16 protein-coding genes are annotated in these 19,314 nt (G+C 72.8%); 8 read left to right on the top strand and 8 right to left on the bottom strand.

The window, feature by feature from the left end; all coding sequences use genetic code 11:
• Positions 1–9: 9 nt before the first annotated feature.
• Positions 10–2,874 carry an FAD-binding and (Fe-S)-binding domain-containing protein gene (locus OHA91_RS21265; RefSeq protein ID WP_328739756.1) on the bottom strand — a complete coding sequence of 955 codons (2,865 nt, stop codon included), beginning with the start codon at positions 2,872–2,874 and terminating at the stop codon, positions 10–12.
• An 85-nt stretch (positions 2,875–2,959) separates the two neighbouring features.
• Here OHA91_RS21265 and serC point away from each other — a divergent pair, with 85 nt between their 5' ends.
• From serC to OHA91_RS21250, 3 genes are all read left to right on the top strand, one after another.
• The gene (serC, locus tag OHA91_RS21260) at positions 2,960–4,078 is read left to right on the top strand and encodes a phosphoserine transaminase (protein ID WP_031158295.1); all 1,119 of its coding nucleotides are present in this window, start codon (positions 2,960–2,962) and stop codon (positions 4,076–4,078) included.
• 231 nt (positions 4,079–4,309) lie between these two features.
• The gene (locus tag OHA91_RS21255; protein ID WP_266500253.1) at positions 4,310–4,609 is read left to right on the top strand and encodes a class F sortase; all 300 of its coding nucleotides are present in this window, start codon (positions 4,310–4,312) and stop codon (positions 4,607–4,609) included.
• A 53-nt stretch (positions 4,610–4,662) separates the two neighbouring features.
• The gene (locus OHA91_RS21250; protein WP_328739755.1) at positions 4,663–7,791 is read left to right on the top strand and encodes a sacsin N-terminal ATP-binding-like domain-containing protein; all 3,129 of its coding nucleotides are present in this window, start codon (positions 4,663–4,665) and stop codon (positions 7,789–7,791) included.
• Here the strand turns inward: OHA91_RS21250 and OHA91_RS21245 are convergent.
• From OHA91_RS21245 to OHA91_RS21235, 3 genes are all read right to left on the bottom strand, one after another.
• On the bottom strand, positions 7,788–8,174 hold the full coding sequence (locus tag OHA91_RS21245) for a hypothetical protein (protein ID WP_328739754.1): 387 nt from the start codon (positions 8,172–8,174) through the stop codon (positions 7,788–7,790). The genes OHA91_RS21250 and OHA91_RS21245 overlap by 4 nt on opposite strands.
• A gap of 151 nt (positions 8,175–8,325) precedes the next feature.
• Positions 8,326–9,111 carry an SGNH/GDSL hydrolase family protein gene (locus tag OHA91_RS21240; protein ID WP_031158288.1) on the bottom strand — a complete coding sequence of 262 codons (786 nt, stop codon included), beginning with the start codon at positions 9,109–9,111 and terminating at the stop codon, positions 8,326–8,328.
• The gene (locus OHA91_RS21235) at positions 9,095–9,673 is read right to left on the bottom strand and encodes a PadR family transcriptional regulator (RefSeq protein ID WP_266500246.1); all 579 of its coding nucleotides are present in this window, start codon (positions 9,671–9,673) and stop codon (positions 9,095–9,097) included. The genes OHA91_RS21240 and OHA91_RS21235 overlap by 17 nt, the downstream gene beginning before the upstream one ends.
• 116 nt (positions 9,674–9,789) lie before the next feature.
• Between OHA91_RS21235 and OHA91_RS21230 the strand changes: the two genes are divergently transcribed.
• Positions 9,790–10,203: a nuclear transport factor 2 family protein gene (locus OHA91_RS21230; RefSeq protein ID WP_328741153.1), complete on the top strand. Its 414-nt coding sequence runs from the start codon at positions 9,790–9,792 to the stop codon at positions 10,201–10,203.
• A 15-nt stretch (positions 10,204–10,218) separates the two neighbouring features.
• On the opposite strand, the gene OHA91_RS21225 is transcribed toward OHA91_RS21230, so the two are convergent.
• The gene (locus OHA91_RS21225; protein ID WP_031158281.1) at positions 10,219–12,678 is read right to left on the bottom strand and encodes a cation-translocating P-type ATPase; all 2,460 of its coding nucleotides are present in this window, start codon (positions 12,676–12,678) and stop codon (positions 10,219–10,221) included.
• A 156-nt stretch (positions 12,679–12,834) separates the two neighbouring features.
• Positions 12,835–13,134 carry a DUF2530 domain-containing protein gene (locus tag OHA91_RS21220; RefSeq protein ID WP_031158278.1) on the bottom strand — a complete coding sequence of 100 codons (300 nt, stop codon included), beginning with the start codon at positions 13,132–13,134 and terminating at the stop codon, positions 12,835–12,837.
• A 153-nt stretch (positions 13,135–13,287) separates the two neighbouring features.
• On the opposite strand from OHA91_RS21220, the gene OHA91_RS21215 reads away from it, so the two are divergent.
• Positions 13,288–14,748 carry an NCS2 family permease gene (locus OHA91_RS21215; RefSeq protein ID WP_031158276.1) on the top strand — a complete coding sequence of 487 codons (1,461 nt, stop codon included), beginning with the start codon at positions 13,288–13,290 and terminating at the stop codon, positions 14,746–14,748.
• 16 nt (positions 14,749–14,764) lie between these two features.
• Here OHA91_RS21215 and OHA91_RS21210 read toward each other — a convergent pair whose 3' ends face one another.
• The gene (locus tag OHA91_RS21210; RefSeq protein ID WP_030010567.1) at positions 14,765–14,947 is read right to left on the bottom strand and encodes a hypothetical protein; all 183 of its coding nucleotides are present in this window, start codon (positions 14,945–14,947) and stop codon (positions 14,765–14,767) included.
• A gap of 141 nt (positions 14,948–15,088) precedes the next feature.
• On the opposite strand from OHA91_RS21210, the gene OHA91_RS21205 reads away from it, so the two are divergent.
• The 3 genes from OHA91_RS21205 (at position 15,089) to thpR (ending at position 17,590) form a co-directional block, all read left to right on the top strand.
• Complete coding sequence (locus tag OHA91_RS21205; RefSeq protein ID WP_030662370.1) at positions 15,089–15,526, top strand: MarR family winged helix-turn-helix transcriptional regulator; 438 nt, start codon at positions 15,089–15,091, stop codon at positions 15,524–15,526.
• 25 nt (positions 15,527–15,551) lie between these two features.
• Positions 15,552–16,913: an MFS transporter gene (locus OHA91_RS21200; protein WP_328739752.1), complete on the top strand. Its 1,362-nt coding sequence runs from the start codon at positions 15,552–15,554 to the stop codon at positions 16,911–16,913.
• Positions 16,914–17,011: 98 nt separating this feature from the next.
• Positions 17,012–17,590: an RNA 2',3'-cyclic phosphodiesterase gene (gene thpR / locus OHA91_RS21195; protein WP_031158270.1), complete on the top strand. Its 579-nt coding sequence runs from the start codon at positions 17,012–17,014 to the stop codon at positions 17,588–17,590.
• Between the two features lie 81 nt (positions 17,591–17,671).
• Here thpR and OHA91_RS21190 read toward each other — a convergent pair whose 3' ends face one another.
• Positions 17,672–19,225 (bottom strand): VCBS repeat domain-containing M23 family metallopeptidase, encoded by a 1,554-nt coding sequence (locus tag OHA91_RS21190; RefSeq protein ID WP_328739750.1) that lies wholly within the window; start codon positions 19,223–19,225, stop codon positions 17,672–17,674.
• Between the last annotated feature and the right edge of the window lie 89 nt (positions 19,226–19,314).

The raw sequence follows: 19,314 nt of genomic DNA, 5'->3' as shown, positions 1-19,314 counted from the left end.
ACATGTTCACTACGACCGTGTGTCGGGAGCGGCCCGGGAGGCCTCCTGGTCCGCCAGCCCCTCGGCGAGGAGTTCCACGAGGTGACGGGCCCGGACCCCGCCCAGCTGGGCGATCTGCGTCCGGCAGGAGAACCCGTCCGCCTGGACCAGCGCGCCCGGCGGGGCCGTGCGCAGTGACGGCAGGAGCTGTTCCTCCGCGCAGGCCACCGACACCTCGTGGTGGCCGGGCTCGAAGCCGAAGTTCCCGGCGAGGCCGCAGCAGCCTCCGGCGGGCTCGCCCACGAGTCCGGCGCGCTCGCGCAGCCGTCGGTCCGCGGCGTCGCCGAGGACGGCGTGCTGGTGGCAGTGGGTCTGGCCGACGAGCGGACGGTCGAGGCGGGGCGGCCGCCAGGCCGGCGCGTACTCCTCCAGGGTCTCCGCGACGGTCCGTACGGCCGCTGCCAGGCGGGCCGCGCGGGGGTCGTCGGGGAGCAGGGCGGGCAGGTCGGTGCGCAGGGCGGCGGCGCAGCTCGGTTCGAGGACGGTGACGGGGCCGGGGACCTCGCCGAGGGTGTCCAGGGTGCGGCGCAGGACCTTGCGGGCGCGGTCGAGGCGGCCGGTGGAGAGGTAGGTCAGGCCGCAGCAGATCCGGCCGCCGGCGCGGGGGACGGTGACGTCCAGGCCGGCCGCCCGGAGGACGAGGAGCGCGGCGTGGCCGACCTCGGGGGCGAGGTACTCCGTGAAGGTGTCGGGCCACAGGGTGACGGCGGACCCGGCCCCGGACCCGGCCCCGGACCCGGCCCTGGCCCCGGGCCCGGGCCCGGACCCGGCCCTGGCCCTGGCCCCCACCCCGGGCCCGGACACCGGCCCGGGCACCCCCGCGCCGCGCGTGAACGGCCGCTTCGCGAGTTCCGGCAGGGCCCGTTCCCGGGCCAGGCCGGGCAGCGGGACGGGCAGGTGGCGGGCGGCCGCGTTGACGGCGCCCGCTGCCCGCAGGCGGGCGATCAGGCGCAGCCACCCGGGCAGTCCGCCCAGCGTGTAGTGGGCGAGCGGCCGGATCCGGCCGGCCCAGTGGTGGTGCAGGAACTCCGACTTGTACGAGGCCATGTCGACGCCGACCGGGCAGTCGCTGCGGCAGCCCTTGCACCCCAGGCACAGGTCGAGGGCCTCGGCGACCTCCGGCGAACGCCAGCCGCCGGTGACGATCTCCCCCGCGAGCATCTCGTGCAGCAGCCGGGCGCGGCCGCGCGTGGAGTGCTGTTCCTCGCCGGTGGCCCGGTAGGAGGGGCACATCACGCCGGGGCCGCCCGGCTCGGTGGTGCGGCACTTGGCGACGCCGACGCACCGTGCGACCTCGCGGGCGAAGGGGGTGGCCGGGAGCACCTCGAAGCGGAGGTTCTCGTCCAGCCGGGCGGGCCGGACCAGCGTCCCGGGGTTCATCCCGCCCGCCGGGTCCCACACGTCCTTGTACGCGCCGAAGAGCCGGATCACGTCCGGGCCGTACATCTTCGGCAGGAGTTCGGCCCGCGCCTGCCCGTCGCCGTGTTCGCCCGAGAGGGATCCGCCGTGGGCGACGACGAGGTCGGCCAGTTCCTCGGAGAAGCTGCGGAAGCGGGCCACGCCGGCGGCGGAGGCGAGGTCGAAGTCGATGCGTACGTGGACGCAGCCCTCGCCGAAGTGCCCGTACGGGGTGCCGCGCAGGCCGTGGGCGGCCAGCAGGGCCCGGAACTCCCTCAGGTACGCGCCCAGCCGGGCCGGCGGGACCGCGCAGTCCTCCCAGCCCGGCCAGGCCATCCGCCCGTCGGCGGTCCTGGTCGCGGTGCCGGCGGCGTCCTCGCGGATCCGCCACAGGGCCCGCTGCCGGGCCGGGTCGGTGACGACCAGGGCGTCGAGTGCGTCGGCGCCTCGTGCGACGGCCCGCGCCCCGCCCTCGTCCGGCATTTCCACGAACAGCCAGGCCCGCCCGCGGGGCAGCCCCACGGCCCTGCCCGCCCCGCCCGCCCCGCCCGCGGCCCCGCCCACGAGGTCCTCGGCCATGCCCTCGACGGTCAGCGGCCGGTGGGGGAGCAGCCCGGCGGCCGCGTCCGCCGCCGCGCTCTCGTCGGCGTACCCGAGGACGGCCAGGGCGGGCTCGGGCGGCAGTTCCACCAGGCGGACGACGGCCTCGGTCACCACGCCGAGGGTGCCTTCGCTGCCGCAGAAGGCCTGCGCGAGCCGCACCCCGCGTTCGGGGAGCAGTGCGTCGAGGCCGCCGTAGCCGGAGATCCTCCGTGAGAAGGCGGGCGGCATGCCGGTGCGCAGCAGCCCGAGGTGTGCGCCGACGAGTTCGCGCAGGCCTTCGGGGGCGCCGTCCCAGCCGGTGCCGATGCGGTGGGCGGCGCCCGCGTAGGTGGTGACGGCGAGTTCGTTGACGTTGTCGGCGGTGGTGCCCCAGGCCACGGAGTGGGCGCCGCAGGCGTTGTTGCCGATCATGCCGCCGAGGGTGCAGCGGGAGCGGGTGGAGGGATCGGGGCCGAAGGTCAGCCCGTACGGGCGCACCGCGTCCCGGAGCCGGTCGAGGACCAGGCCGGGCTGGACGACGGCGGTGCGGGCGGCCGGGTCGACGGCCAGGAGGCCGTTCATGTGCCGGGTGAGGTCGAGGACGACGCCGACGCCCGTGGCCTGTCCGGCGATGGAGGTGCCGCCGCCCCGCGGGACGACGGGGACACCGGCCTCGGCGCACACGCGCAGGGCGGCCGCGACGTCGTCGGCGTCGCGCGGGGTGACGACGCCGAGGGGGACGCGGCGGTAGTTGGAGGCGTCCATGGTCACGAGGGCGCGTGCCGCGGCGCCGAAATCGACCTCCCCGCGCAGCTCCGCCCGCAATGTCCGCTCGACTTCACCAGGTGTCGTCACGGCGCCCAGCCTGCCACCGTCGCGCCGCGTCTCATCCGGTGGACGCGCTTCCGGAGCGTGGACCCGGACCCGATACGCTCCGCTCGTGGCTGAGATCCAGATTCCCGCTGACATCAAGCCCGCCGACGGACGCTTCGGCGCGGGCCCCTCCAAGGTGCGGACCGAGGCGCTGGACGCCCTCGCCGCCACCGGTACCTCCCTGCTCGGAACCTCACACCGCCAGGCTCCGGTCAAGAACCTGGTCGGATCGGTGCGCCAGGGCATCCGGGACCTCTTCTCCCTCCCCGAGGGCTACGAGGTGATCCTGGGCAACGGCGGCTCCACCGCCTTCTGGGACGTCGCGACCGCCGGTCTCATCGAGCGGAAGTCCCAGCACCTGACCTTCGGCGAGTTCTCCTCGAAGTTCGCCAAGGCCGCGAAGCTCGCGCCGTGGCTGGACGAGCCGTCCGTGATCTCCTCCGAGCCGGGCACGCACCCCGAGCCGGTGGCCGAGGCGGGCGTGGACGTGTACGCGTACACGCACAACGAGACCTCGACGGGTGTCGCGGCACCGGTCAAGCGGGTCGCGGGCGCCGACGCCGGGTCCCTCGTTCTGGTGGATGCGACCTCGGGCGCCGGCGGTCTGCCGGTGGACATCACCGAGACGGACGTCTACTACTTCGCGCCGCAGAAGTCCTTCGCCTCCGACGGAGGGCTGTGGCTGGCGGCGTTCTCCCCGGCGGCGCTGGAGCGCGCGGCCCGCGTGCACGCGTCGGGCCGGCACATCCCGGAGTTCTTCTCGCTGCCGACGGCGATCGACAACTCGCTGAAGAACCAGACGTACAACACCCCGGCGCTGGCCACGCTCTTCCTGCTGGACCAGCAGCTTGAGTGGATGAACAGCCAGGGCGGCCTGGAGTTCACCACGGGCCGTACGGCGGCCAGTGCGCGCAACCTGTACGGCTGGGCGGAGGCGTCCAAGTACGCGACTCCGTTCGTCGTCGACGCCGACAAGCGCTCCGCGGTCATCGGCACGATCGACTTCTCGGACGACATCGACGCGGCGGCCGTCGCCAAGGTGCTGCGCGCCAACGGGATCGTGGACACCGAGCCGTACCGCAAGCTCGGCCGCAACCAGCTGCGCATCGCGATGTTCCCGGCGATCGACCCGGCGGACGTGCAGGCGCTGACGGCCTGCATCGACTACGTGATCGAGAAGCTCTGACCTTCGTACGTCCGGCTCTGCCGAAGCCCCCGGTGACTGCTCGTCACCGGGGCTTCGGCCTTTCCGGCGCTGGTGCGGCGCGGGGACCTTGGTCCTAAAAATCGGGGCAAAGAGCCAGTAAACGGAACACCTGAATCCCCTCGCGGCCTGCGGGTTCACGGCGAAGGACCTTCGACCGCCCCCTCCCCCGCCCCACCGGCGGCCCGCAACCGCGCGCCCTGGGTGTCCCTCATGTCCGGTGTGCCGGGAACCCCGAACTCCGGCTCCCGGCCCGTTCAGGAGGAAATCCATGCGCAAGGAGCTCACGAAGGACGCAAGGATCGAGGTCCACCGCGAGGACGGCACCACCGCCGTCTCGCCGTCGACGCGATCGACACCTTCAAGAAGGACGCCTTCCCCACCGACAAGGTCTACGGGGACACCCGCGGCAGGCCGGAACTGTGGCTCATCACCTGCGGCGGCAACCTCGCGCAGGACCGCCACTGGGGCTCCGACGTCGTCGTGTTCGCCCACCTCACGGGCGAGGCGTAGCCCCGCACGCGATACCTTCAGGAGTTCGTTGGGCGATTCTTGGAGGCAGCGGCGTGAGCGTGCGAGTGACGGCGGCCCAGAGCGGCGTGGACCCCTTCGGCACGGCCCGGCTGCGGCGCGGCGTGCTCGACGCATGGGGGGCCGGCCCCGCCCGGTTCCGCGAGGACGCCAACGCCGAGGAGGACCTCGCGCTCGGCGGCTACCGGGACCGGCTCGTCGTCGAGCTGGCCCAGAACGCCGCCGACGCCGCAGCCCGGGCCAAGGTGCCCGGCCGGCTGCGGATCACCCTCCACGAGGGCGAGGCGGGCCACGCGCTGCTGGCCGTCGCCAACACCGGTGCCCCGCTGGACGCGACGGGCGTGGAGTCCCTGAGCACCCTGCGGGCCTCCGCCAAGCGGGAACCCGCCGCGGAGAGCGTCGGCCGCTTCGGCGTCGGCTTCGCCGCCGTCCTCGCCGTCTGCGACGAACCGGCGGTGCTCGGCCGCCACGGCGGTGTCCGCTGGTCCCTCGCCGAGGCCCGCGAACTGGCCCGCGAGGCCTCCGTGGGCAGCCCCGGCCTCGGCGACGAACTGCGCCGCCGCGACGGACACGTGCCCCTGCTGCGCCTCCCGCTGCCCGCCGAGGGCACCGCCCCCGAGGGCTACGACACCGTCGTGGTCCTGCCGCTGCGCGACGCCGCCGCCGAGGACCTCGTCGAGCGGCTCCTCGCGGGCATCGACGACGCCCTGCTGCTGACCCTGCCCGGACTGTGCGAGATCGTCGTGGAGACCCCGGCCGGCTCGCGCACCCTGGGCCGCCGTGACGAGGGCGCGTACACCGTCGTCGAGGACACCACCGACTCCGGTACGCGCACCAACCGCTGGCGCACCGTCCGCCACGGCGGCGCCATCGAGCGGGCGCTGCTCGCCGACCGGCCCGTCGAGGAACGGCTGCGGCCCGCCTGGGCGGTGTCGTGGGCGGTGCCCGTCGACGCCGACGGCGCCCCGCTGCGCCCGACCACCGCGCCCGTGGTGCACGCCCCGACGCCCACCGACGAGCCGCTGGGCATCCCGGCGCTGCTCATCGCGACCCTGCCGCTGGACACCAGCCGCCGCCACCCCGCGCCGGGGCCGCTGACCGACTTCCTCGTGGAGCGCGCGGCCGACGCGTACGCCGAACTCCTCGGCGCCTGGGACCCGGTGAGCACCGGGCTCGTCGACCTGGTCCCCGGCCCGCTCGGCAAGGGCGAGCTGGACGGGGCCCTGCGCGCCGCCGTGCTGGAACGGCTCCCCCGTACGGCGTTCCTCGCACCGGCCGCGCCGCCCGAGCACGCGGAGGAGCGGGGCGCCCTGCGCCCGTTCGAGGCCGAGGTGGTGGAGGGCGCGGGCGCCGACACCGTACGCGTCCTGGCGGAGGTCCTGCCGACCCTGCTGCCGGCGGGCCTGGAGCGCCGCGCCGAGCTGCGCACCCTGGGCGTGGGCCGGCTCCCGCTGGGCGATGCCATCGAGCGGATCGCGGGCATCGAGCGGACCCCCGAGTGGTGGTACCGGCTCTACGACAGCCTCGCCGGGGTGGACCCCGACCGGCTGTCGGGGCTGCCCGTGCCGCTCGCCGACGGCCGCACGACGATCGGGCCGCGCCACGTCCTGCTGCCGTACGCGCAGACGCCCGCGGACCTGGCCCGGCTGGGGCTGAAGGTGGCCCACCCGGAGGCGGCGCACCCGCTGCTGGAGAAGCTCGGCTCCCTCCCGGCGACTCCGCGCGCCGTCCTGACGACCCCGCAGGTGCGGGCCGCTGTGGCCGCCTCCCTGGACGCCGGGGAGATCTGGGACGAGGACGCCGACACCCTGGACGCCGACGAGCTGGCCGATGTGGTCCTCGGGCTGGTCCGCGACGCGGAGCTGGCGCCGGGCGACGAGCCGTGGCTGGGCGCGCTGGCCCTGCCGGACGAGGACGGGGAGCTGACCCCGGCGGGCGAACTGCTGCTGCCGGGCTCGCCGCTGGCGGCGGTCATCCGGGAGGACGAGGTCCCGTACGTCGACGCCGAGTTGGCCGAGCGGTGGGGCGAGGCCCCGCTGACCGCCTGCGGGGTGCTGGCGTCCTTCCAGCTGGTGCGCGCCACCGACGTGGTCCTGGACCCGGACGAACTGGAGCCGCGGGAGGGTGACTTCGCCGAGCCGGACGACGCGGGGCTGCTGGACGCGGTGGACGTGTGGTGCGAGGACGTGCTGGACCAGCTACCGGACCTGCCCGTCCCGCCGGTGGCGACCGAGCTGGTCGCCGTCCGCGACCTGGACCTCGTCGACGACGACTGCTGGCCGCAGGTGCTGGCGATGCTGGCGCAGCCGCCGCTGCGGGACGCGCTGACCCAGCCGGTGCGGATCCTGCTGCCGGACGGGACGACGCAGTCGGTGCGCCCGTACACGGCGTGGTGGCTGCGCGACCACCCCGTGCTGGACGGCCGCCGCCCGGCGGGCCTGCGTGCGGCGGGCGGCGACCCGCTGCTGGAGGGCCTCTACACCTCGGCGGACGCCACCGGTTTCGAGGACGAGCAGGTGCTGCGGGCGCTGGGCGTACGGACGTCCGTGGCGGCCCTGCTGGACGAGCCCGGCGGTGCGGCCGAGCTGCTGGGCCGGCTCGCCGACCCGGAGCGCGAGGTGACGGACCGGCAGCTGCACGGCCTGTACGGCGCGCTGGCCGATCTCGACCCCGAGCAGGTGACGCTGCCGGACGAGCTGCGGGCGGTGGTGGACGGCGAGGTGCTGGTGGTGGACGCGGCGGACGCGGTGATCGCGGACGCCCCGGACCTGCTGCCGCTGGTGGCGGGGCTGCCGCTGCTGCCGGTGTCGCCGGTGCGGGCGGCGGACCTCGCGGAGCTGCTGCAGGTGCGCCGGCTGTCGGAGACGGTGCCGGCGGAGGTGACGACGCCGGGCGAGGAGCACGAGGTGCCGGAGTCGGTGCGGGTGCTGCTGGGTCCGGCGACGCCGGCGACGTACATCGAGCACGAGGAACTGGTCGCGGGCGGCACGGAGCTGGACTGGCGGCGCACGCCCGACGGCACCCTCCACGCGTCCACCCTGGAGGGCGTGGCGGCGGGCCTGGCCTGGTCGGCGGGCCAGTGGCCGCGCCGCTTCGAGGTGGCGGCGCTGCTGGAGGACCCGTCCCGCACGGCGGAACTGGCCCGGGACCGCTGGTTCGACTAGGGGGTGTCGAGGGCTCGGGCCGGGGCGATGGCGGTCAGTGCCTGTCGTGCGGCGCGGTGGAGTTCCTCGTCCACCCTGATGTCGCCGTAGCGGCGGGGCGAGGTGGTGACCTCGTGCAGGGCGGGCAGGGCCGCTGCCGCCGGGCCGCCGATCGCGCCGAGGATCCGTACGGTCCGCAGGACCAGGGGGGTCGTCGGGTGTCCGGCCAGCGGCGCCAGTTCCGCCAGCAGGGCGGCCACTGCGGGCGCCGCGTCGCCGGTGATCCGCCACCAGGCCTCGGCGGCGCCGACCCGGCTCCATTCGCCGGGGCACGTCAGCAGCGGGCGTACCGCGTCGGCGTACGGGGCGGCCTGCGGGCCCAGGTCGGCCGGGTAGCGCAGCACCGGCTGCCCGAGGCCGGCGCGGGCTGCCGCGCCGCAGACCCGGAGGGACGGTTCCGGGTCGCCGGTGAGGCGCCACTAGGCCCAGGCGGCGGTCTGTGCGCCGCCGTGCCAGGGGTGCCGGCCCGGCCCCCGTTCGTCCATGGCCCGGAGCCTAGGTCCCGGAGGAGGCCAGCGGCAGCAGGTCGGGGCGTTTGGCGGTGCGGCCGTCGCCGGAGGAGCGGCCGCGCAGGCGGCGGCCCAGCCACGGGCCGAGGAAGGCGGCCGCCCAGCGCAGTTCGGCGGCGACGGCCGAGCGGCGCAGTGCGTCCGGCGGGGGCAGCGGGTGCGTCCAGGTGTCGTCGCTGCCGGGGATGCCGACGGCGTGGGCGAGTGCGGCGGCGATGCGTTCGTGGCCGAGGGAGCTGGCGTGGAGACGGTCCTCCGTCCACATCCGCGGGTCCGCCACGGCCGCCGGCAGGGCCGTCTCGGCGACGAACACCCCGTGCCGGGCGGCCGCGGCGCGGACGAGCTCGTTGAGTTCGAGCAGGCGGGGGGCGAGGGGCCGAGCCAGGGGCGCGATCCTGCCGATGTCGGGGAAGGTCACGGTCGCCACGTGCGTCCCCGCGGCCGTGAGCGCGGCGAACATCTCCTCCAGGTGCCCTGCGACGTCGGCCGCCGCGAAGCGGGGCCGCAGCACGTCGTTGACCCCCGCGACGACGGTGGCGATGTCGGGGCGCAGGGCCAGGGCGGGTCCCAGCTGCTCGGCGCGGACCTGGCCGGCGAGCCGCCCCCGGACGGCGAGGTTGGCGTAGAGCAGGCCCGGGCGGGCGGCCTCCAGGTGTCCGGCGAACCGGTCGGCGAAGCCGCGCAGGCCGGCGGTGTCGTCGCCGTCTCCGAGGCCTTCGGTCTGGCTGTCGCCCAGGGCGACGTAACGCCGGTACTCAGTGTGCGTCGGCACGGGTGGCCAGCCTCTCTCGCTCTCGCAGGACGGCCGCGCTGCGGCGGCACCAGTCGCGGTGGCCCTGCTCGAAGGCGATGCCGCGCAGGCAGGTCAGGTACCCGCCGATGCGTTCACCGCGGAGCAGGTACTCCTCCTCGTCCAGGTCGCCGCGCATCTTGCGCAGGACCTTGCCGAGGAGTTCGAGCTTGGCGTCGGCCGCGGACGCCCGCTCTTCGAGTTGTTCGATCACCGGCGCGGTGCCGATCCGGTCGGCGTTCTGGACCTTGACGAGGAGGTCGTCGCGGATGACGGAGGGCTTGGACGCGGCGGCCGCGAACTCCTCCAGCTCGGTCCGGCCGGCGTCGGTTACCTGGAAGAGGCGTTTGTTGGGCCGGGTCTCCTGGACCACCTGCCGACCCTCGACCAGGCCTTCCTTCTCCAGCTTGGCCAGCTCGGTGTAGAGCTGCTGGGGGGAGGCGTGCCAGAAGTTCGCGACGCCGATGTCGAACGACTTCGCCAGCTCGTAGCCGCTGAACTCGCCGTCCAGAAGCGCCGCCAGTACGGCATGTCGCAAGGCCATCGCGGCTGCCCCTTCCCTTTCCTCGCCCTCCCCCGCATGATACTCACGAAACTGACTAGTCAATTCCTTGAGTAGCAGTATCGGTATCAGTATCAGGAGGAGCCGTGGAGTCCGTGATGGAGACCGCCGAACGCTTCCGCGCCGCCGTGGAGAAGCGTGATCTCTCCGCGCTGGAGGACCTGTTCACCGAGGACATCAGGCTGTACAGCCCGGTGAAGTTCCGGCCCTTCGAGGGCAGGCCGATGGTGCTGGGGCTCTTCGGGGTCCTGCTGCGCGTCTTCGAGGACCTGCGCTACGTCGGCCACTTCGAGGGCGCGACCGAGACGAGCGCGGACGGCACGCAGGCCCCGGCGGCGGTCCTGCCGTTCCGGGCCACGGTCGACGGCAAGCAGATCCACGGCATCGACATGCTGCACTTCGACGGGGCGGGCCGGATCAGGGAGTTCACGGTGATGGTCCGCCCCCAGTCCGCGGTCCACACCCTCGGCCAGGCCGTCCTGACCGGTCTGCAGGCGGACGGCCTCGCCTGAAAGACGTCCTGCCGGTCAGGCCGGGAACTTGCGGTCGACCCAGCGGAAGGTGAACTCGATGAGGGTCGCGGCGGCCGCCGCGACCGCCACCGCGGTCCACGGCATCGTGGTGCCGACCAGCTTGAGCTGGAAGAACTCCTGGAGCCACGGCACGATCAGGACGATCAGGAAGGCTCCGCCCATCGCGCCCACCAGGGCCACGCGCCACCAGGTGTACGGGCGGGCGATGATCGCCAGGACCCACATCGAGGTCAGGAACAGCGTCAGCGTCGCCGCGCTGGTCTCCGCGGACAGGGCTTCCGCGCCCGTGTAGTGGTGGCGGGCGATCAGGTAGGTGACGAAGGTGGCGGTCGCCGCGATCACACCGCCGGGGATGGCGTACCGCATCACCCGTTTCACGAAGTGCGGCTGCGCACGTTCCTTGTTCGGGGCCAGCGCCAGGAAGAAGGCCGGGATGCCGATGGTGAGGGTGGACAGCAGGGTCAGGTGGCGCGGCAGGAAGGGGTACTCGACCTGCGAGCAGACCACCAGGATGGCCAGCAGCACCGAGTAGACCGTCTTCGTGAGGAAGAGGGTGGCCACGCGCGTGATGTTGCCGATGACCCGGCGGCCCTCGGCGACCACCGACGGGAGGGTGGAGAAGCTGTTGTTGAGGAGGACGATCTGCGCGACCGCGCGGGTGGCCTCCGAGCCGGAGCCCATGGAGACGCCGATGTCGGCGTCCTTGAGGGCGAGCACGTCGTTGACGCCGTCGCCGGTCATGGCGACGGTGTGGCCCTTGGACTGCAGGGCGCCGACCATGTCCCGCTTCTGTTGCGGGGTGACGCGTCCGAAGACGGAGTTCTCGGCGAGGACCTCGGCCATCTCGGCCCGCTCCGGGGGGAGCTTGCGGGCGTCGACCGTCTTCTCCGCGCCGGGCAGGCCCAGCTTGCCGGCCACCGCGCCGACGGAGATCGCGTTGTCGCCGGAGATGACCTTCGCCTTGACGTTCTGGTCCTCGAAGTAGCGCAGCGTGTCGGCGGCGTCGGGGCGCAGCCGCTGCTCCAGGACGACCAGGGCGGTCGGCCTGACCCCGGTGGCGACGGCTTCGTCGTCGAGCTCGCGGGCGGAGCGGGCGAGCAGCAGGACCCGCAGGCCCTGTTCGTTGAGGTCGTTGATCTCGTCGAGGGCGGGGTCCCCGGCGGGCAGCAGTACGTCGGGCGCGCCGAGCAGCCAGGTGTTGTTCTCGCCGTCGCCCTCGCTGAAGCTGGCGCCGCTGTACTTGCGGGCGGAGGAGAAGGGCAGGGACTCGGTGCACCGCCACTCGGCGCTGACGGGGTAGGCGTCGATGATCGCCTGGAGGCTGGCGTTGGGGCGGGGGTCGGACTCGCCGAGGGCGCCGAGCACCTTCTTGACGTACGCCGGGTCCGCGCCGCCGAGCGGGCGGAGCTCGGTGACGTCCATGCCGCCCTCGGTGAGGGTGCCGGTCTTGTCGAGGCAGACCACGTCGACGCGGGCGAGGCCCTCGATGGCGGGCAGCTCCTGTACGAGGCACTGCTTGCGGCCGAGGCGGATGACGCCGATCGCGAAGGCCACGGAGGTGAGGAGTACGAGCCCCTCGGGGATCATCGGGACGATCCCGCCGACGGTCCGGGCGATGGCGTCGTTGAGGTTGTTCTCCTTGACGACGAGCTGGCTGATGATCAGGCCGATGGAGGTCGGGATCATCATCCACGTGACGTACTTGAGGATGGTGGAGATGCCGGAGCGCAGCTCGGAGTGGACGAGCGTGAAGCGGGAGGCCTCTTCGGCCAACTGGGCGGCGTAGGCCTCGCGGCCGACCTTGGTGGCGGTGAACGCGCCGCCGCCGGCGACCACGAAGGAGCCGGACATGACGTGGTCGCCGGGCTTCTTCAGGACGGGGTCGGCCTCGCCGGTGAGCAGGGACTCGTCGATCTCCAGGCCTTCGGCCTCGCCGACCGAGCCGTCGACGACGACCTTGTCGCCGGGGCCGAGTTCGATGACGTCGCCGAGGACGATCTCGGAGGTGGAGATCTCCGCGGTCCGGCCGTCGCGGCGCACGCTGGGTTTGGCCTCGCCGATGACGGCGAGGCCGTCGAGGGTCTTCTTGGCACGCAGTTCCTGGATGATGCCGATGCCGGTGTTCGCGATGATCACGAAACCGAAGAGGCTGTCCTGGATCGGTGCGACGCAGAGCATGACCACCCAGAGGACGCCGATGATCGCGTTGAACCGGGTGAAGACGTTGCCGCGGACGATGTCGGTGGTGGAGCGCGAGGAGCGGACGGGGACGTCGTTGACGTCTCCGCGGGCCACGCGCTCGGCGACCTCGGCGGTGGTCAGCCCGCCCGGCTTGAAGCGGGGTGCCGGTGGCCGCACGGGGTGTACGGGGTCGAGCTCGGCCCCTGCGTCGATGGCCGTGCCGGGGCCGCTCGGCTCCGGCCCGTCGTGCTCGATGCTCGCCCCATGCGTCATGGTTCCGACGGTAAGCGGGGTTCGAACGCTTCACCCGCCGAAAAGTCCGAAGATCCGACTTGGGGATGACCCGAATCGTCCGCTGGTCGCGGCCCGGCGGCCCCCGCATCAGGGTCGAGCCCGCGGGCCTGACCGGCAAGATCCGGAAGGGGCGGCCTAGGCCTCCGTGGCTTCGCCCGGCCGGCCGTCCTGCTGGGCCTGCGCGGCCTGCGCGGCGGAATGCCGCTTGAGGGCCGCCTCGCGGCCGCGGACGTACCAGATGCCGATCAGGCCGAGGAAGCCGCCGGCCGCGCAGGTCCAGACCCACCACAGCTGGCCGCGGTCGGCGAACCACCCGTAGAACGGCAGCTGGACCACGAAGAGGGCGAACCACAGGATCGTTCCTCCCGTGACCGTCGCGACGACGGGGCCCTCGAGGGGCTCGGGCGCCTCATGCTTCGCAGTCCATTTCGCCATGCCGCAAGTTTAAGCGGGAGCGGTCCGGCCGGGGCCTCCGCCCGCCCCGCGAGGGTCTACGCGCGGAGATGGACGGCCTTTCCCTTATGTGTTCATACTGAAACGGTTTGGGCGCGGCCCATTTTCTTCGTATGAACCACCAATGAGGACCGTATGAGCACCCCTGCTCCCGCCCCCGCATCCGCCACCCCGGAGCCTTCCCCCCGGGAGCCGTCCGGCGGGCTGGACCGCTACTTCAAGGTCTCCGAGCGCGGTTCGACCGTCGCCCGCGAGGTCCGCGGCGGCTTCGCGACCTTCTTCGCGATGGCGTACATCATCGTGCTGAACCCGATCATCCTGGGCAGCGCGAAGGACATGTACGGCCACCAGCTCGACAGCGGCCAGCTCGTGACGGCCACCGTCCTGACGGCCGCCTTCACCACCCTCCTCATGGGTGTGATCGGCAACGTCCCCATCGCGCTCGCCGCGGGCCTCGGCGTGAACACCGTCGTGGCCCTCCAGCTCGCCCCGCGCATGAGCTGGCCCGACGCGATGGGCATGGTGGTCCTGGCCGGCTTCGTGGTGATGCTGCTGGTCGCCACCGGGCTGCGCGAGCGCGTCATGAACGCCGTCCCCCTGAGCCTGCGCAAGGGCATCGCCATCGGTATCGGCCTGTTCATCATGCTGATCGGCCTGGTCGACTCCGGCTTCGTCTCCCGCATCCCGGACGCCGCGCACACCACGGTCCCGCTCCAGCTCGGCAGCGACGGTCACCTGCACGGCTGGCCCGTCCTGATCTTCGCGATCGGCACGCTGCTCACCCTCGCCCTGCTGATCCGCAAGGTCCCGGGCGCGATCCTGATCTCCATCGTGGCCATGACCCTCGTCGCGGTCGTCGTCCAGCTCGTCGCCGACCTGCCCGACTCCGGCTGGGGCCTGACCGTCCCGGCCTGGCCCGGCAACCCGGTCGCCTCGCCGGACTTCGGGCTCGTCGGCCAGGTCAGCCTCTTCGGCGGCTTCGGCAAAGTCGGGCTGCTGACCGGCATCCTGTTCGTCTTCACCGTGCTGCTGTCCTGCTTCTTCGACGCCATGGGCACGATCCTGGGCGTCGGCGACGAGGCCAAGCTGATCGACAAGAAGACCGGCGAGTTCCCCGGCATCAACCGGGTCCTGTTCGTCGACGGCCTCGCCGTCGCCTCGGGCGGCGCGACCTCCTCCTCGGCGACCACCTGCTTCGTGGAGTCCACGGCCGGTGTCGGCGAGGGTGCCCGTACGGGTCTGGCGAACGTCGTGACGGGCGGCCTCTTCGCCGTGGCGCTGTTCTTCACCCCGCTGGCCACCATGGTCCCGTCGCAGGCCGCCACGCCCGCACTGGTCGCGGTGGGCTTCCTGATCCTGGCGGGATCGGTCAGGGACATCGACTGGAGCGACTTCACCGTCGCCGTCCCGGCCTTCCTGGCCATGGTGATGATGCCCTTCACCTACTCGATCACCAACGGCATCGGCATCGGCTTCATCGCCTTCAGCGTGCTGCGCCTGGCGACCGGCCGGGGCCGCGAGGTCCCGACCGCCATGTACGTGGTGTCGGCGGTGTTCGTCTTCTACTACGCGATGCCCGCGCTCGGCCTCGGCTAGCCGGCTCCGGGCGAGCTCACGTCAGCCCGTAGAACTTCTCCGTCTCGTCGACGGCCGCCTTGAAGCGCTCGTCGAAGTCGTCGCGAATGAGCGTCCGGACCACATAGTCCTGGACGCTCATTCCGCGTTTGGCGGCATGGATCCGGAGCCTGTCGAGGAGCTCCCCGTCTATGCGCATGCTCAGCACATGTGTCCCCATGCCGAAAGAGTCGGGGCAGAGGGGGCGCACGCGGGTCACTTTCGGCCGCCGACTCACCCGTACGAGTGACCTGGCACATACCGGGTGCATGACCGGGAAACCCGGTGTTCTTTAGCGAGAGTAATGAGTTATTCTAAGTACATGCCTGACCTCTCCCATGGCGACGATGCTGCCGCCGTGAACGACCTCCGCTCCGCCGTCATGCGGCTGGGGCGGCGCCTGAAGCACCAGCGCGTCGACGAGTCGCTGAGCCCGACCGAGATGTCGGTCCTCGGCACCCTCGCCCGCTGCGGCCAGGCCACACCCGGTGAACTGGCGCGGCGGGAGCACGTCCAGCCGCCGTCCATGACGCGCATCGTCGCGTTGCTGGAAGCCAAGGGACTGGTCACGCTGGAACCGCACCCCGACGACCGCCGCCAGAAGGTGGTCCGCCAGACGGAGGAGGCCGAAGCGATGCTCGAAGAGAGCCGCCGCAAGCGCAACGCCTTCCTGGCCGGGCTCGCGGCAGAGCTGACCGAGGACGAATGGGCCAAGCTGCGCGCGGCCGCCCCCGTCCTGGAGAAGCTCGCGCACCTGTAGGAACGACGCCAGGAGGCGAACGCTTTTGAGTACGGGAAACGGAGCAGACTCCGCACCCGGCCACATATCCACCACCACTACCGCCGCGCGGCCCGCGGCACCCCCGAGCAGGAACGGGGGGATGTTCAGCTCGCTGAGGATCCGCAACTACCGGCTCTTCGCGACCGGCCAGGTCGTCTCGAACACCGGCACCTGGATGCAGCGCATCGCCCAGGACTGGCTGGTCCTCTCACTGACCGGCTCCGCCTCCGCCGTCGGCATCACCATCGCCCTGCAGTTCCTTCCGATGCTGGTGTTCGGCCTCTACGGAGGCGTACTCGCGGACCGGCTGCCCAAGCGGCCCCTGCTCCTCGCCACCCAGAGCGCGATGGGCCTGACCGGCATCGCACTCGCCGCCCTCACCCTCGCGGGACACGTCCAGGTCTGGCACGTCTACCTCGCGGCCCTCCTCCTCGGCCTGGTCACCGTCGTGGACAACCCGGCCCGGCAGACCTTCGTCCCCGAGATGGTCGGCAAGGACCAGGTCGCCAACGCCGTCAGCCTCAACTCGGCCAACTTCCAGTCCGCGCGGCTGATCGGCCCGGCGATCGCCGGTGTGCTGATCACCGCCGTCGGCTCCGGCTGGGCCTTCCTGCTCAACGGCCTGTCCTTCGCCGCACCCATCGCCGGCCTGCTGATGATGCGGACGAAGGAACTGCACCCCGTCGAGCCCCGTCCCCGCGCCAAGGGACAGCTGCGCGAAGGCCTGCGCTACGTCGCCGGCCGGCCCGAACTGGTCTGGCCGATCGTCCTCGTCGGCTTCATCGGCACCTTCGGGTTCAACTTCCCGATCTGGCTGTCGGCATTCGTGAGCGACGTCTTCCACGGCGACGCGGGCACCTACGGGCTCTTCAACACCCTGATCGCGGCCGGCTCCCTCGCGGGCGCCCTGCTCGCCGCCCGCCGCGGGCACTCCCGCCTGCGACTGCTGGTGGCCGCGGCCGCGCTGTTCTCCGTACTGCTGCTCGTGACGGCCTTCGCACCCGGCTTCTGGCTGTTCGCCGCGCTGCTCGTGCCCATCGGCGTCTTCGGCCTGACGGTCAACGTCACCGCCAACTCCAGCGTGCAGATGGCCACCGACCCCGAGATGCGCGGCCGGGTCATGGCCCTCTTCATGATGGTCTTCACCGGCGGCACCCCGCTGGGCGCCCCGCTGCTGGGCTGGATCACCGACACCTACGGCGCGCGCATCGGCATGGCCTCGGGTGCGCTGATCTCCCTGGCCGCGTCCGTGACCATCGCCGTGGTCCTGGCCCGCGTCGGCAACCTCCGGCTCCGGGTCGACCGCCACGGGGTGGCGTTCGTCCCGGCCGTCTCGCGCCGCCGCGAACTGGTGACGGTGGCCTGACCCCGGCGCCTCCGGCGGGGCCCGCGCCTCCAGGGCCCCGCCCCGGCCCCCGCCGGACCCCGCCCGGCAGCGGCGCCGCACCCGGATACGCTCGCCGCATGAGACTGTTCGCCGCCGTACTGCCGCCGGACGCGGCCGTCACCGAACTGCGCGAAGCCGTACGGCCGCTCCGCGACGACCGGCTGACCTGGACCGCGGAAGCGGGCTGGCACTTCACGCTCGCCTTCATGGGCGAGGTGGACGACGACGTGCTCCCCGAGCTGCACGCCCGCCTGGAACGAGCCGCCCACCGTACGGCGCCCTTCGCTCTGCGCCTGCACGGCTGCGGGCACTTCGGCGACCGCGCCCTGTGGGCCGGCGCCGCCGGGGAGCTCGACGCCCTGCGTCTGCTCGCCGACCGGGCCGACGCCGCCGCGCGGCGGGCCGGGGTACCCATGGAGCAGCACCGCCGGTACACGCCGCACCTCACCCTCGCCCGCAACCACAGCCACCGGCACGGCCACGGGCATGGGCACGGCACGCCCCTGCGCCCGTACCTGGACGCCCTCGCGGACTTCGAGGGCACGGCATGGCGGGTGGACACGCTCAGCCTGGTCCGCAGCAACCTGCCCGTGAGCGGGGTGCCGGGTGAACAGCCGCGGTACGAGACCGTCCGCGCCTGGCCGCTGGCCGGCTGATCCGCGTACGCGGCTCGCGAACGCCGTGAGGCGGCCCGTCCTGCAGGGACGGGCCGCCTCACGTGTCCTCACTTCAGGTGCTTACCAGCCGCCGGTGCCGATCTCCTTGCGGGCGCCCAGGGTGCCGGCGCCGGTGCCCGGGTAGAGGAAGAGCTTGCCCGTGGAGTTCTGGACGGCGATCAGGTCGTCCGACAGCTGCGAGTTCAGCAGGTCGCCGCCGATCAGGTCGGACATGCCGTTCCAGCCGCCCGAACCGATCTGGATGCGCGGGCTCAGGTAGCCCTTGTCACCGGGGTACATGAACAGCTTGCCCGTGGACTTCTCCACCGCGACCAGGTCCTGGCGGCCGCTGTTGTTCAGGTCCATGCCGGTCAGGTTGGACATGCCGTTCCAGCCGCCCGAGCCGATCTCCTTGCGTGCGGCGAGCTGGCCGCTGGACGTGCCCGGGTAGAGGTACAGCTTGCCGGTGGACTTCTCGACGCCCGCCAGGTCCGCGATCTTGTCGCCGTTGAGGTTGAGGGCGGTCAGGTTGGACATGCCGTTCCAGCCGCCGGTGCCGATCAGGACGCGGCTGCCGCCGGAGGCGATCGTCGAGTTGTCGGCGCCCGGGTAGAGCCACAGCTTGCCGGTGGACTCCTCCACCGCGACGATGTCGTCCTTGCCGTCGCCGGTGAAGTCGCCGCCGGTCAGGTTGGACATGCCGTTCCAGCCGCCGGAGCCGATCAGGACGCGGCTGCCGCCGGAGGCGATGGTGCCGTTGGACGCGCCCTTGTAGAGCCACAGCTTGCCGGTGGACGCCTCCACCGCGGCGACGTCGACCACGTTGTCGCCGTTGAGGTCGGCCGAGGCCAGGTCGACCATGCCGGTGGAGCCGGTGCCGCCGTCACCGGGGCCCTCGGGCTTCGGGTCCGGGGTCTTGGTCTCGCAGTTCTTGCTGGTCAGCGACTTGGACCAGCGGTCGGAGCCGCCGAAGGGGGTGCCGTTGAAGGTCGTGCGCTGGTCGACGGTGTCGTGGCGCTGCTCGAAGTGGAGGTGCGCGCCGGTGGACCCGCCGGTGCTGCCGACGATGCCGATCTGCTGTCCGGCCTTGACCGTGGCGCCGCTGGAGACGTTGAAGCCGTTGAGGTGGGCGTAGACGGTGGACCAGCCGCCGCCGTGGTTGATGACCACGTACTTGCCGTAGCTGGAGCCGCCGAGGTCCCTCACCTTGGACACGACGCCGTCGGCGCTCGCCACGACGGGGGAGTTGAGCGTCGAGCCGCCCTGCGTCCAGTCGATCGCGTTGGGAGACGGGCTGTGGTTGGGGCGGGAGGCGCCCTGCCAGGTCTCACCGCACTTGAACGGCATCTGGAAGTCGGGGCGTTCGTCGCCGGCGGTGGCCGCCATGGCCGTCATCATCTGCGGGGCCTCGGGCAGGCCGAGGTCGGCTGCCGTCAGTTCGGTCATGTCGCCGTGCGGGTCCTCCGGACCGCCGTCGGCGTTGGCGCCGCCGGCAGAGAGGGCCACGGCGGCGACGGTGGCGCAGACGAGGCCGGTGGCTATGCGGACCCGGCGGGACATGAGGCGGGAGAAGGCGGAGGTGGAGGAGGAGGTGGTGGAGGCGGTGGTGGCGGAGGTGGTGGTCTCAACAGACATGGGAGTGCTTCCAAACCGGCACGGAGGTGCCAAAAAGGGTGTCAGGGAAGGGAGTTGCGAAAGGAGAGCGGGGAGATGCGTCGGGCGTG

This window comes from Streptomyces erythrochromogenes (genome assembly GCF_036170895.1).
Classification (GTDB): domain Bacteria; phylum Actinomycetota; class Actinomycetes; order Streptomycetales; family Streptomycetaceae; genus Streptomyces; species Streptomyces erythrochromogenes.
Note: the sequence above shows the minus strand (reverse complement) of the source record. Positions and strands in the feature narration are given on the sequence as shown.